16 protein-coding genes are annotated in these 12,921 nt (G+C 68.7%); 10 read left to right on the forward strand and 6 right to left on the reverse strand.

Features of this window, described 5'->3' with window-relative positions; genetic code table 11:
- Positions 1 to 22: 22 nt before the first annotated feature.
- On the reverse strand, positions 23 to 1,699 hold the full coding sequence (locus ACFXIV_RS29950) for an NTF2-like N-terminal transpeptidase domain-containing protein (protein WP_379402923.1): 1,677 nt from the start codon (positions 1,697 to 1,699) through the stop codon (positions 23 to 25).
- Positions 1,700 to 2,037: 338 nt separating this feature from the next.
- On the opposite strand from ACFXIV_RS29950, the gene ACFXIV_RS29955 reads away from it, so the two are divergent.
- The 5 genes from ACFXIV_RS29955 (at position 2,038) to ACFXIV_RS29975 (ending at position 5,352) form a co-directional block, all read left to right on the forward strand.
- Positions 2,038 to 2,643, forward strand: coding sequence for a hypothetical protein (locus ACFXIV_RS29955; protein ID WP_379402924.1), 606 nt, complete (start codon positions 2,038 to 2,040; stop codon positions 2,641 to 2,643).
- 12 nt (positions 2,644 to 2,655) lie between these two features.
- Positions 2,656 to 3,108: a type II 3-dehydroquinate dehydratase gene (gene aroQ, locus ACFXIV_RS29960; protein WP_379402925.1), complete on the forward strand. Its 453-nt coding sequence runs from the start codon at positions 2,656 to 2,658 to the stop codon at positions 3,106 to 3,108.
- Between the two features lie 240 nt (positions 3,109 to 3,348).
- Positions 3,349 to 4,275, forward strand: coding sequence for an ABC transporter ATP-binding protein (locus tag ACFXIV_RS29965; protein ID WP_379402926.1), 927 nt, complete (start codon positions 3,349 to 3,351; stop codon positions 4,273 to 4,275).
- Positions 4,272 to 5,123: an ABC transporter permease gene (locus ACFXIV_RS29970; RefSeq protein WP_379384229.1), complete on the forward strand. Its 852-nt coding sequence runs from the start codon at positions 4,272 to 4,274 to the stop codon at positions 5,121 to 5,123. Before ACFXIV_RS29965 ends, ACFXIV_RS29970 begins: the two co-directional genes overlap by 4 nt.
- A 25-nt stretch (positions 5,124 to 5,148) precedes the next feature.
- Positions 5,149 to 5,352: a helix-turn-helix transcriptional regulator gene (locus ACFXIV_RS29975; RefSeq protein ID WP_379402960.1), complete on the forward strand. Its 204-nt coding sequence runs from the start codon at positions 5,149 to 5,151 to the stop codon at positions 5,350 to 5,352.
- A gap of 12 nt (positions 5,353 to 5,364) precedes the next feature.
- Here ACFXIV_RS29975 and ACFXIV_RS29980 read toward each other — a convergent pair whose 3' ends face one another.
- On the reverse strand, positions 5,365 to 6,246 hold the full coding sequence (locus ACFXIV_RS29980; protein ID WP_379402927.1) for an NAD(P)-dependent oxidoreductase: 882 nt from the start codon (positions 6,244 to 6,246) through the stop codon (positions 5,365 to 5,367).
- Positions 6,247 to 6,384: 138 nt separating this feature from the next.
- Here ACFXIV_RS29980 and ACFXIV_RS29985 point away from each other — a divergent pair, with 138 nt between their 5' ends.
- The gene (locus ACFXIV_RS29985) at positions 6,385 to 6,741 is read left to right on the forward strand and encodes a winged helix-turn-helix transcriptional regulator (protein WP_379402928.1); all 357 of its coding nucleotides are present in this window, start codon (positions 6,385 to 6,387) and stop codon (positions 6,739 to 6,741) included.
- On the opposite strand, the gene ACFXIV_RS29990 is transcribed toward ACFXIV_RS29985, so the two are convergent.
- Positions 6,738 to 7,853: a glycerate kinase gene (locus ACFXIV_RS29990; protein ID WP_379402929.1), complete on the reverse strand. Its 1,116-nt coding sequence runs from the start codon at positions 7,851 to 7,853 to the stop codon at positions 6,738 to 6,740. The genes ACFXIV_RS29985 and ACFXIV_RS29990 overlap by 4 nt on opposite strands.
- Before the next feature lie 98 nt (positions 7,854 to 7,951).
- On the opposite strand from ACFXIV_RS29990, the gene ACFXIV_RS29995 reads away from it, so the two are divergent.
- Positions 7,952 to 8,275, forward strand: a complete 324-nt coding sequence (locus ACFXIV_RS29995) for a GNAT family N-acetyltransferase (protein ID WP_379402930.1) — start codon at positions 7,952 to 7,954, stop codon at positions 8,273 to 8,275.
- A 59-nt stretch (positions 8,276 to 8,334) separates the two neighbouring features.
- Here the strand turns inward: ACFXIV_RS29995 and ACFXIV_RS30000 are convergent, their stop codons facing one another.
- Entirely contained in the window at positions 8,335 to 9,096 is a 762-nt protein-coding gene (locus ACFXIV_RS30000) for a lysophospholipid acyltransferase family protein (RefSeq protein WP_379384237.1), read from the reverse strand.
- 125 nt (positions 9,097 to 9,221) lie between these two features.
- Here ACFXIV_RS30000 and ACFXIV_RS30005 point away from each other — a divergent pair, with 125 nt between their 5' ends.
- From ACFXIV_RS30005 to ACFXIV_RS30015, 3 genes are read left to right on the forward strand one after another with little or no spacing between them, the layout of a single operon-like run.
- Positions 9,222 to 9,836, forward strand: coding sequence for a YqgE/AlgH family protein (locus ACFXIV_RS30005; protein ID WP_379402931.1), 615 nt, complete (start codon positions 9,222 to 9,224; stop codon positions 9,834 to 9,836).
- A 42-nt stretch (positions 9,837 to 9,878) separates the two neighbouring features.
- Positions 9,879 to 10,385, forward strand: coding sequence for a sigma-70 family RNA polymerase sigma factor (locus tag ACFXIV_RS30010; protein WP_354841142.1), 507 nt, complete (start codon positions 9,879 to 9,881; stop codon positions 10,383 to 10,385).
- Positions 10,382 to 11,098, forward strand: a complete 717-nt coding sequence (locus tag ACFXIV_RS30015; RefSeq protein ID WP_379402932.1) for an anti-sigma factor family protein — start codon at positions 10,382 to 10,384, stop codon at positions 11,096 to 11,098. The genes ACFXIV_RS30010 and ACFXIV_RS30015 overlap by 4 nt, the downstream gene beginning before the upstream one ends.
- 51 nt (positions 11,099 to 11,149) lie before the next feature.
- Here ACFXIV_RS30015 and ACFXIV_RS30020 read toward each other — a convergent pair whose 3' ends face one another.
- The gene (locus ACFXIV_RS30020) at positions 11,150 to 11,920 is read right to left on the reverse strand and encodes an ABC transporter permease (protein WP_379402933.1); all 771 of its coding nucleotides are present in this window, start codon (positions 11,918 to 11,920) and stop codon (positions 11,150 to 11,152) included.
- The gene (locus ACFXIV_RS30025; protein ID WP_379402934.1) at positions 11,917 to 12,876 is read right to left on the reverse strand and encodes an ATP-binding cassette domain-containing protein; all 960 of its coding nucleotides are present in this window, start codon (positions 12,874 to 12,876) and stop codon (positions 11,917 to 11,919) included. Before ACFXIV_RS30025 ends, ACFXIV_RS30020 begins: the two co-directional genes overlap by 4 nt.
- Positions 12,877 to 12,921: the final 45 nt, after the last annotated feature.

A 12,921-nucleotide genomic window follows, 5' to 3' on the forward strand; every position in this document is an offset into this window, starting at 1 on the left:
CGTTGCGGGTACTGCGCTCTCGCTAGTCGGGCGAGGCCAGCGACTGCAGCAGGCGCGCCGCCACCCGCGCGGTGAGATCCCCGCTGTCCGGATCGTCGATGTGGATGGCGAAGGCCAGGTCTCCCATGGTGGCGATGAGCCAGGCGTTGTTGCCGGTGGTGGCCCCGTAGGCCTGCACATCGCGATACCTGTTGAGGCTGGCCATCTCCGGCGCGCCGACGCCATCGTGCAGCATGCCGCGCAGCCGGTCGGTGGCCTCGCCGGGCAGTGCGGCCAGGTCGGCCTCGGTGGTGGCGGGCTGGCCGATGGTGATCATCGGCTTGGGCACCTGGCCCTTGGCGATGGCGGCCGCCGCGATGGCCATGCCCCACGGGCTGGCCAGCAGCGAGTCGGCGGCATTGCCGCGGCCCACGTTCTCGGCGGCGTTCTTGCCGGTGGGCAGCCGGCCGGTGGTCTCGTCGAGGCCGGGCACCTTGAAGTCGATGCCGATGCCGAGCAGACTGGCCGCGTCCGCCGCGTCGCCGACCGAGACATCCTGCGGCGCTTTGTGTTTGGTCACCGCGGCGACGTTCTTGAACAGCTCGATCATGCCGCCGACCGGGTACTGCCCGGTGAAGGCGATATTGCCGTGCTCGCTGGCCTGACTGTTCTGCGCCACCGCGACCAGGGCCCCGCTGGAGGGCTGGATGGCCACGATGGAGGTGGGCGAGCCGGTGCTCACCGCGGCGTCCTCGGCGGCGCGCTGCAGGCGCTGGTCCATGGTCGCCGGAATGTCGGGTCCGGGCGGGCCCTGCTCGCCGGCCAGCTGGGTGACGAAACTGCCGTCGGGCTCGAACAATTGCACACCCCAGCCGGAGTGCGCGTCGCGATCGTCCTGCCACACCTTGGTCAGCGCGTCGAGCATGGGCGACCAGACCCGGCGGTCCGCGGAGATGAGCTTGGGCTGCTTCAGCAGCACCACACCCGGGATCGGGGCCATGCGCGGCTCGAGGATGGCGAAGTCACCGTCGCGCAGGTTGACCGCGACGAAGGGTTTGCCCTGCGAGGCCGCGAGCTGCTGCATCAGCGACGGTCCGTCGATGAGCGGCGCGACCGGGGCGATGGCGGCGGCCAGCGCGTTGGTGGAGGCGACCGGGTCGGTGATCTTGGCCGGGTCCAGCTGGACCACATTGATGGTCTGCTCGGTCATGAGCGGCTGGCCGACAATGTCGTTCACCCGCGGTGAGGGGGTGGCGAAGGTGCGCACCAGCTTGGCGCTGCGCTTGGCGTCCAGCTGCGGCATGACCATGGCCGGATCCCACGAGATACGCCAGCCCACACTGAGTTTGCGCACCGTACCCTGTAGGTCGTATTTCCAGTCCCGCTTGTCGCCGAAGTTCCAGGCGCCGGTCATGGAGAAGAGTCCGGTCGTACCGTTCAGTCCGGTGAACTGGGTCACGTGGTAGTCGGGCTTGCCCGGGTCGAGTCCCTCGAAGACTTGCTTCAGCGTTGCCGACGCACCCGCCGGGTAGGAAGTCAGCCGCGACGCCCCGTCATAGTCCTTCTTGTCGATCAGCGTGGCGAACCGTTCGACCACCGCCTCCGCACCCGTCGACCGCTCCCGAAAACCACATGACCCCATCGCGATCGCGACGGCTGCCACACCCGCGAGTGCGATCGCACCCCGTACCCGGAAGCGGCGGGATCCCCACACATCCATATCGCCCACTCTTCACTCTGGCCACATCAGCAACAGGTCCACGGTACCGCGCGGCGAACGCCCGCGACTTCACCATCCCACCAGGCGCACTTGCATCGAGCACCACCATAGTGCCGAAATCGGTCAGCAGTGACCACTTACATGATCACCGGTCGGTTACATCCCCTGGCGTATTCAAGACTCGGCAGACCGTTCGGTTCTTACTGGTGACAGCGTTGCGGGCCGGCCTCGGCGAAGCCGCCGAACATCGTTCTCCCAGAGCAGAACCCACTCCCGCTGAAACGACGTAACGTTGTAATCAGCATTACAACTTCTCGCAGTAAGTGAGTGTGACCAACATGAGACACGGACATCGTGGACACGTTTTCGGGCGCACCGGCGGCTGGCAGCAGGCCGACCTTCCCGACGCCTCGGACGCTCCCGCCTGGTTCGCTGGAAGATTGCCAGCGGACTGGTTCACCGGTCCAGCAACCCTCGAAGTCGATCGCGACGAAATCGTCGTCCTCGGCGAACTCCCCCTCCCCCCAGCCGAACCCGCCCCGGGCGACGACGCTCCCGCCGAGGACGCGGCACCGGCCGCCGTCCCGCAGGCCACCCGCGAGGGCATCATCGCCCGCTTCCGGGAGACCACCCGCCCCGCCCGCATGCAGATCGCCCAGGAGGCCCAGGTCCGCTACGGCCGCAATGTCGCCTGGGGCGTGCTGGTGGACGGCGAGCGAATCATGTTCACCCACCTGGCCGTTCCGGTCATGACCCGGTTGCGCCAGCCCGAACGCAAGGTGCTCGACACCCTCGTCGACGCCGGCGTGGCCCGCTCCCGCTCCGACGCGCTGGCCTGGACGGTCAAGCTGGCCGGTAAGCACGCCGAGGAGTGGCTCGAGGAATTGCGCACGGCCATGCGCAAAGTCGACGACCTGCGCACAGAGGGACCGAGCGGCCTCTAATACAGTGGGCGCATGGCTGCTTCCGGTCCGATCCTGGTGCTCAACGGCCCGAACCTGAACATGCTCGGCACCCGCCAGCCCGAGGTGTACGGGGCCGACACCCTGGACGACGTGGTGGAACTGTGCCGCAAGACCGCGGCGCGGTTCGACCGGGAGATCGTGGCGTTCCAGTCCAATCACGAAGGCGCGCTGATCGACCGGATCCACGCCGCGCGCGGGGTGGAGGCGGGCATCGTCATCAATCCGGGCGGGTTCACCCACACCTCGGTGGCGCTGCGCGACGCGCTGGTGATTCCGGAGGTGCCGATCGTGGAGGTGCACATCAGCAATGTGCATGCCCGCGAGGAGTTCCGGCATCACTCCTACGTCTCCCCCATCGCCACCGCGGTGATCGCGGGGATGGGCATCCAGGGTTACGCGGCCGCGATCGAATTCTTGATCCGCCGCTCCCCCGCCTCCCCGTAACTTCGGCGCACGGCCGAGAGCCGTTCACCGTTGGGCACGCGTGCCGGCGGTTGGGAGCCGAACCGATTCTGGACGTACCCGGCGAGTTACCCGCATCTCACGAAATCAGTTGTCGCCTCACGAAAGAGGGCCCGGCTCGCTTGGAGCCGGGCCCGTTTTCGTGCACGAGAAATAGCTTGTCCACCCCAAAATGTAGTAGGTATGCTACATCCGATCCGGCTTCTACTACGGAGGGGTGACATGTCGGTCGGTGAGGGCGTCGTACTCGACGTCGAGAATCTGCGGATGCGCTACGGCACCCGCGATGTCCTGCAGGACGTCAGCTTCCAGGCCCACCGCGGCGAGGTGCTGACGCTGCTCGGCCCGAACGGCGCGGGCAAGACCACCACCATCGAGATCCTGGAGGGCTTCCGCATGCGCTCGGCGGGCCGGGTCGAGGTGCTCGGCGCGGACCCCGCGCACGGCGACGAGGCCTGGCGGGCCCGGCTGGGCGTGGTGCTGCAGTCCTGGCGCGATCACGGCAAGTGGCGGGTGCGGGAACTGCTGGACTACCTGGGCATGTTCTACGCGCCCTATGCCACGGCCGACATCCAACGGCCTTGGGACACAGACGAACTCATCGCCGCGGTGGGCCTCACCGAGCACGCGGACGCCAAGGTGATGACCCTCTCCGGCGGCCAGCGCCGCCGCCTGGACGTGGCCATCGGCATTGTCGGCCGCCCGGAACTGCTGTTCCTGGACGAGCCGACCGCGGGTTTCGATCCGCGGGCCCGCCGCGAATTCCACGACCTGGTGCACCGGCTCGCCGACGACGACCACACCACCATCCTGCTCACCACCCACGACCTGGACGAGGCGGAGAAGCTGGCCGACCGCATCCTCATCCTGGCCGGCGGGCGCATCATCGCCGACGGGTCGGCCGATCAGCTCTCCCGGCGCATCGCCGGTGAGGCCGAGGTGAAATGGACCCGGGACGGGCAGCGCTTCGTGCACACCACCACCGAGTCCACCAAGTTCGTCTACGAGCTGTTCCAGCAGTTCGGCGAGTCGGTCGAGGAGCTGGAGGTGCGGCGCGCCTCGCTCGAGGACACCTACATGACCCTGGTACAGCGCTTCGAATCCGGCCAGGGCGACACCGAACTGCGCAGCCTGGAGGAGGTCCGATGAATCCGACGACCGTCGCGGTGCGGGCCGGTTTCCGGCGCGGCCGCATCGAGCTGATCCAGACCCTCACCAATGGGATGGACATCTTCTCGCAGTTCTTCTGGCCCGTGGCCACCATGATCGCGGTGTTCTTCATGCGCCACGGCGACTTCCAGGGCAGCGGCGTCGGCCTGGGCGCGCTGGCGCTGCCCAGCGTGCTCGGCATGCTGGTGGCGTTCACCGGCATGTTCGGCGTGGCACAGGGCCTGGCCATGGATCGCGAGGACGGAACCCTGCTGCGCGCCAAGGCGACCCCCAACGGCATGCTGGGCTACCTGATCGGCAAGATCGTCGCGGTCTCCGGCGTCACCGTGGTCCAGGTGGCGCTGATCCTCGGGTTCGGGCTGCTCACCATCGGCGGGGTGAGCCTGGACAGCGTCGGCGCCTGGGCCACGCTGATCGGCATTCTGGTGCTCGGCCTGCTGGCCTGTCTGCCGCTGGGCGCGATCGTGGGCTCGGCGTTCGACAGCCCGCGCAGCATCGGCTTCATCTCGTTCCCCATCATGGGTCTGGTGGCGATCTCCGGAATCTTCTATCCCCTCACCGGCCTGCCGGGCTGGCTGCAGGCCATTGCCCAGGCGTTCCCCATCTACTGGATGGGCCTGGGCATGCGTTCGGCCATGCTGCCCGACGGCGCGGCCATGGTGGAGCTGACGCACTCATGGCGGCACCCGGAAACCGTGGCGGTGCTGGGCGCCTGGGCGGTGGCGGGCATCCTGATCGCGCCGATCGTGTTGCGCCGCATGGCCCGTCGCGAATCCGGGGCCGCGGTGGCGGCCCGTCGCGAGAGGGCCATGGCGCGTGCCTACTAGCGAGGTCATCTACAACCGGATCGCGATGCTGCGCGCCGAGCGCGGCATCTCGCGCCGGCAGCTGGCCGAGGCGCTGGGCGTGCACTACCAGACCGTCGGCTATCTGGAACGCGGCGAATACAGCCCGAGCCTGCATCTGGCGCTGCGGCTCGCGCAGTACTTCGAGGTGCCGGTGGAGATCATCTTCTCCACCGTGCCCTTCCCTCGCATCGGCTCCGAGACCGCCTGATTCCCGTGCGGCTCAGGCGTTCCCGGAGACCGTGCCCATGAGTTCGAAGGTCGATACCGCCCGGCCCGCCGCCGCGCTGGCGGCGACGGCCCGGCGCCAGAACGCCTGCGCCGTGCGCGAGAGGGTGGCGTCGACGCCGACCTCCGCACTGGCGTCGATGATGTGCTGCGCGCCCGCGTCCATCATGCGCAGTCCGGCCACGTCGGCCCAGCCGCCGTTCTGGTTCTCCATCGAGAACTGCTCCATGAAGTACGGGAAGGCGGCGCTGGAGCGCACCGCGAACGGCACGAACTGCGCGATGTCGTGGCCGGAGCGCGCGATCATGGCCGTGGCCTGGTCGAAGGCCAGCAGCCAGGGATGGAAGATGGTGAGCAGGCCCTGGTAGAAGACCTGCGCCAGACCGTCATCCGGGCCCAGATACTCCTGCGGGCTCAGCGGGCGCAGCAGTTCGGCGTGCGCGTCGAAGACCGTACGCGGGCCGCTGTAGAAGATGTAGGACGCCGGGTGTTCGATATTGTCGCCCGCCGACATCACGCCGCCGGAAAGGAATTCGGCGCCGCGCTGCCGCAACCACGCCGCACCCCGGCGGGCCTGCTCGGGCGAATCCGAGGAGAGATTGGCGATCACCTTGCCGCGCAGGTGATCCGCGGCCGGACCCAGCACGTCGTACATGGCGGCGTAGTGGGTGAGGCTGAGCACGGCCACCGCATTGGCATCGAGCGCCTCGGCGACCGTGGCGGCCCGCCGGGCGCCGAGCTCGACCATGGCGTCGGCCTTCTCCGGACTGCGGTTCCAGACCGTGACCTCGACTCCGGCCTGCAGGAACGCTGCGACCATGGCCCGTCCCATCGGGCCCAGACCGATGACGGTGACCGATCGACGCAGATCAGACATGGTGTATCCCCTTCGATTTCGGCTGTTCGGAACTGGCGCGCCGGAATCGATGGTGGCCGGGATCGGTAGCCTCGGGAAGACCGCACCGGTGGGTGGGGTTGCTTACCCCGAGGTTCGAAATCTGGTCAGGAGGGCACGATGAGTATCGGCGGTGACGCGGATCACGAGGTGTGCGGCATGTCCGTGGCCATCGAGGCGGTCGGCGGCAAATGGAAGATGCACCTGATGTGGGTGCTGGCCGAGGGACCGCAGCGGTTCGGGCAGATCCGGCGGCTGCTGACCGGTGTCAGCGAGAAGGTGCTCGCGGAGAACCTGCGGCAGCTGGAGGCCAGCGGCATCGTGCACCGCGAGATCTACCCGGAAGTGCCGCCGCGCGTGGAGTATTCGCTCACCGAGCTGGGCTGGGAACTCAGCGCGGCGCTGCGGCCGCTGGAGGAGTGGGGCGACCGCAATCGGAACCGGATCCCCGGCCGCGCGCTCACCCCGGCCACCTAGGACTCCGCGATCCGCTCCCCGATCCGTTCCAGCAGGGCGGCGGCGTTCGCCATGCTGCGGGCCGGATCGGGCTCCAGCGCGGACAATGCGTGGGCGGTGGCGAATCCGGCCTCCCGCACCTGCTCCGGGGTGAGCAGCACCCGGCCCGCCACCGCGACCACCGGGACGCCCGCCGCCAGCGCCGCGCGACAGACCCCGATCGGGGCCTTGCCGGACAGGCTCTGGGTGTCCAGCGAGCCTTCCCCGGTGACGACCAGATCCGCGTCCGCGAGCCGGGCCCGGAAATCGATCAGGTCGAGAACCAGCTCGATGCCCGAGCGCATCCGCGCGCCCAGCGCCGCCAGCGCCCCGAAACCGGTGCCACCCGCCGCGCCCGCACCCGGTTTGTCGGCCCATTCCGGGCCCAGCACGGCGGCCCAATTCTTCAGTGCCGCTTCGAGAGTGGCGACCTGCCCGGGATCCGCGCCCTTCTGCGGCGCGTAGATCGCGGCCGCGCCATCCGCGCCGAGCAGCGGGTTGTCCACATCGCTGGCCAGCGTCACCGTCGCATCGGCCAGCCCGGGGTGCAGATCGTCGCGATCCACCCGCACCGCGCGCGCGAGTGCCGCTCCGCCGCAGGGCAATTCGTTCCCGTCGGCGTCGAGGATGCGCAGTCCGAGCGCCTGCAGCAGACCCGCCCCGCCGTCGGTCGAGGCGCTCCCGCCCAGCCCGAGCACGATGTCGCGCGCTCCCCGATCGAGCGCGTCCCCGATCACGTCCCCCACCCCGTAGGTGCTGGCGTGCAGCGGATCGGGCTGTCCGCCGGGGAGTTCCGCGAGGCCGCTGACCGCGGCCAGCTCCACCACGGCCACCCGCCCGCGGACCGCGTACGAGGTGGTCACCGGCGCGAGCGTCGGCCCGTAACTCTCGACCTCCACCCGTTCCCAGCCCGCCGCCACGAAGGCGTCGACCGTCCCGTCCCCGCCGTCGGCGACGGGTGTCCGCCGCACCGCGGCGCCGGGGGCGGCGCGGGTGATCCCCGCGGCCAGCGCGTCCGCCACCTGGGTGGCGCTCAGGGAGCCCTTGAACTTGTCCGGGGCCAGCAGCACCCGGCGCAGGGGTGGGTTCGTCATCCCTACATTTTGATCTCCGATGTGGGAAGCGACACGCCGGACGCCACCGTTCGGCCAAAGGGACAAATAGCCGTCACTGGAGAACTAACGTCGCATCCATGTCGAGTGAGTCGGTCGAGGTCCGCAAGAACGCCACACTGGATCGATTCGAGTTGTACGTCGACGGATACCTCGCCGGGGTCGCGGCCTATCAGGACACCGCCAACGAGCGGGCCTTCGTGCACACCGAGGTCTACCCGCAGTTCGAGGGCCTGGGGTACGGGCGCAAGATCGTGCAGGGCGCGCTGGACCAGTCCCGCGACGACGGGTTCGGGATCCTGCCGCTGTGCCCGATGGTGCATCACTTCGTCGAATCCCGGCCCGAGTACCTGGCTTTGGTGCCGCAGTGGTCGAGGGAAAGGCTGGGCCTGCCCCAGCAGTGACCGCTGGTCAGTACTCCTCGACGGCACCGCCGGTCGGCACTCCTCGACGGCACCGCCGGTCAGTACGCCTTGACCGCACCGTCCAGCGCGTTCTGCAGTTCTTCGCGCACCACCCGCGTGATCTCGGCGGGTTTGGTGGGCAGCTCCGCCACCGGCATGCCGAAATAGAAGCTGGCCGAGCGGGCCTCCTCCTTGGTGGGTTCCACCCTGGGATCCAGCCGCGGGCCGTAACTCAGACCCAGGCTCACCAGCACCGGTTCCGCCCCGAGCTTCCTGGCCCGGAAGGCGATGTGCCCGATGCCGGTTCCGACCGTCTGCACCTGGGTGGGGTCCACGTCGTTGCAGGTGCCCTCCGGGAACACCGCCACCCCGTCACCGCGCGCCATGCGCTCGGCGCAGATGTCGATCATGCGCTGCCCGGCCGCGTTCACCGCGCGCAGGCCGTGGTCCTTGCCCCGGAACACCGGGATGCCGCCCATCATGTCGATGCGCTCGCGCAGCTTGGTCTCGGTGAACAGCTCGTCCTTGGCCAGCACCCGGGTGTGCCCGATGACCGGCCGCAGCGCGCTGCGCCAGGCTGCGGCGCCGACGGTGTACGGATCCAGCTGGGAGAGGTGGTTCACCGCGATGAGCAGCGGTCGCCGCTGGGAGATGAACTCCCGCAGCCGGTCCCGCGCTCCGTCCGCGTAGGTCACCCGGGGCCGATAGCGACGACCCAGTAGCCAGTAGGCCGCCCGCGCCTTCAGCAGGTTCTGCTGGTGGTCACGATAGAAGTCGTAGACCGCGTCGCTGTTCTCGAGGACGACTTCGGGGCGTTCCATAGCGCCCACCCTAGCTACGAACCGCAAGGTATGCCGGACATGTTTTTCGCGGCTCGCAGCGGCACAAATGAATAAGCGGCAAATTATGCAACGCAATTGGTCTGTCTCAGTGCGATGATGGCTGAGTGGCACGCGCAGAGGAACACGGTGACCGTTCTCGACGCGAATTCCGGCATGAGGACCAGGTGGTTCGACCAGGGACCCTGCTGGTGTCCGCGACCGATCTGACCGAGCCGTCGTTCCGGCGGTCGGTGGTCTACATCCTCGAACACAATGACGGCGGCACCTGGGGCGTGGTCCTCAACAAGCCCAGTGACACCGCCCTGCACGACGTGCTCCCCAACTGGTCGGAGCTGGCCGCCGGCCCGCGTGCGCTCTACATCGGGGGCCCGGTGAAACGCGATGCGGCGCTGTGCCTGGCCACCGTCAAGGTGGGGGCGTCCATCGCCGGGCTGTCCGGCGTGCGCCGGGTGGACGGCCGGGTGGCCCTGGTGGACCTGGATTCCGATCCGGACCGCATCGAGGGTCTGGTGGAGGGCATCCGGGTCTTCGCGGGCTACGCCGGCTGGACCTTCGGGCAGCTGGAAGGCGAACTGGATCGCGGCGACTGGATCGTCCTGTCCGCCCTGCCCTCCGACCCGCTGGCGGGCCGCGTCGACCTCTGGGCCCAGGTCCTGCGCCGCCAGCCGCTGCCGCTGTCCCTGCTGGCCACCCATCCCATCGAGCTCGAACGCAACTGAACCGCCGGGACATCTGTGTCGTGATCGATGCGGAGGTGAGCGATGCCGGAGGACCAGGCGGCCCTGCTCCGCGCGCTGTACGACGAGCACGCGGCAGCGCTGTGGCGGTACACCTACGGGTTGGTCGGAGATCCGGGCCGGGCCGAGGACATCGTGCAGGAGACCCTGCTGCGCGCCTGGCAGCGGCCCAATGTGCTGGACCAGTCCACCAGTTCGGCGCGGGCCTGGCTGTTCACGGTCGCCCGTAATCTCGCTGTGGACGAGCATCGCAGCGCGCGAAGCCGGCGCGAATTCCGCACCGATCACCCGCCGGAGGTACCCGAACCGGACAAGACGGATCGGGCGCTGGACGGGTGGCTGGTGGCGGATGCGCTGGCGCGGCTGAGCATCGATCACCGTGACGTAATCGTCCGTGCCTACTACCGGGGCCTGTCCACGCATCAGATCGCGGAGGAACTGGAGATCCCGGAGGGCACGGTCAAGTCCCGGATGCACTACGGCATGCGGGCATTGCGATTGGTGTTGCAGGAAATGGGGGTGACGAGATGACCGAGGGCCATGAACTGTGCAATGGCTACACCACCTGGGACGGCGCGTATGTGCTCGGCGCTCTCGCCCGGGACGACCGCCGCGAGTACGAGGAGCATCTGACCGGATGTGAGTCCTGCCGCGCGGCCGTGTCGAAACTGGCCGGTCTACCCGGCCTGCTGGCCATGGTGGATGCCGAGACCGCGTTGTCGATTGCGGCGCAGGACGATCCGCCCTCCACCGTGCCGCCGCCGCCCGAGCGGTTGCTGCCGGCCCTGGCGGCGCGGACCGCCAAACGGCGGCGCCGGGGGCGATGGGAAGCGATCGCCGGAGCAGTGGCGGCGGCGGCGGCCGCGGTGACCATCGCGATTCCGGTGACCGCCACCGTGGCCCACCACGAGGGCCCGTCCTTCGTGCAGCAGGTGGTGGCGCAGGGTCCGCTGAAGCCGCAGACCGACACCCCGATCCTGGCCACCTTCAAGGTGATGTCGATCAACGGCCAGACCCGGGTGGACATGTGGTGCCAGTACCCGCCCTCGGACGAGGAGTACGTGTGGACGCTGTCGCTGTGGGTGACCCGCAACGACGGCGTGCAGTCCAAGCTCGCCGAGTGGACGGTCAAGCCGGGCCAGACGCTGACTCCGGACGGCACCACCTCGGTGTCGCCGGAACAGTTGAAGACGATCGAGATTCGCAACGGATCCGGGAAAATCCTGCTGGCAGCGGGTATCTGACCACGCCCGAACGGCGCGCCCCGCCTGGGAGCGCGCCGCCCGGCACCGTGACTACCGGGTCTTGCGCCGGAAGGTCGTGGTGGACCAGAAGTATCCGAACACGCCGATCACCACGCACCAGCCGATGGCCAGGATGCCGTTGTGCCCGATCGGCCCGCCCATCAGCAGCCCGCGCAGGGTCTCGGTGATCGGGGTGAAGGGCTGATACTCGGCGAACTGCTTCACACCGGCCGGCATCGTGTCGGTCGGCACCAGGCCGCTGCCCAGGAAGGGCAGGAACAGAATCGGCATGGGCATATTGGACGCGCTCTCCGGAGTCTGGGCGATCAGGCCGAAGCCGACGCCGAGCCAGTTCAGCGCGAAGACGGTCAGGCCGATGAGTCCGAGGGCCGCCAGCCATTCCACCACGCCGGCGTGCGGCCGGAAGCCGATGGCCACGGCCATCAGCGTCATGGCGACCACGCCCAGCATGCCCTGGATCAGGGTGCCGACCACCTGCCCGGTGAGCACCGAGGCGTGCGAGAAGTGCATGGTGCGAAAGCGATTGATGATGCCCTTGGTCATATCGGTGGCCATGCCGACCGCGACGCCCGCGACCATGTACGCCGGGATGATGAGCATCATCCCGGGCGTCAGGTAGTCGATGTACCGGCCGCCGGTGGCCGACTTCAGCGCACCGCCGAACACGTAGTTGAACAGCAGCAGCAGGAACACCGGCATGACGATCAGGGAGAAGGTCATGCCCGGATACCGCTTGGCGTGCACCAGGTTCCGGCGCAGCATGGTCTTCGAGTCGGCGAACGACGAGGTCAGAGTCGTCATTTGGAGGTCTCCTTCTCCGGAGCGTGGCCGCCGGTGAGGGCCAGGAAGACGTCGTCGAGGTCGGGGGTGTGCACGGACAGGCCCGCGGGTTCCACCCGGGCCGCGTCGAGGCGGTCGATCACCTCGCGGACCGAGCGCACCGCGCCGTCGCTCGGAACGGCCAGCGTGAGGTCACCGTTGACCTGCGCGGCATCACCGAAAAGCCGTGCGGCGGATTCGAATTCGGCCCGGTCGCCGAAGTCCAGGCGGATGTAGCCGCCGGGCACCATGCGCTTGAGCTGATCGGCGGTGCCCTGGGCGACCAGTTGCCCCTGGTGCAGCACGGCGATGCGGTCGGCCAGCTGGTCGGCCTCTTCCAGGTACTGGGTGGTGAGGAAGATGGTGACGCCCCGGGCGGTGAGGTCGCGGATGATGTCCCACATGCCGCGGCGGCTGCGCGGATCCAGGCCCACGGTGGGCTCGTCGAGGAAGATGATGCGCGGATCGCCGACCAGGGTCATGGCCAGGTCCAGGCGGCGGGTCATGCCGCCGGAGTAGCTCGAGGCGATCTTGTCGGCGGCCTCCTCCAGATCGAAGGTGGCCAGCAGTTCCGCTGCCAGCCTGCGGCTTTCGGCACGCGGCAGGTGGTGCAGATCGCCCATGAGTATGAGGTTCTCGCGGCCGGTGAGCAGTTCGTCCACGGCCGAGAACTGGCCGGTGACCCCGATGATCGAGCGGACGCCGTCGGGCTGGGTGGCGGGATCGAAACCGCCGACACTGATCTCGCCGCCATCGGCGCGTTTCAGGGTGGACAGGATCTCGACCGTGGTGGTCTTGCCCGCGCCATTGGGGCCGAGCAGCGAGAAGACGCTGCCCTCCGGGACGGTGAAGTCGATGCGGTCGAGCACGATGTGCTCACCGAAGGATTTGCAGAGGCCGGTGACCGCGATGGCTGCCGGTGCAGGGTCGTTGTACATGTCTCCCCTCTCATCAATAGATAGGCATGAATGCATACGTCATCC

It is taken from the genome of Nocardia sp. NPDC059236 (genome assembly GCF_042754085.1).
In the GTDB taxonomy this organism is placed as follows: domain Bacteria; phylum Actinomycetota; class Actinomycetes; order Mycobacteriales; family Mycobacteriaceae; genus Nocardia.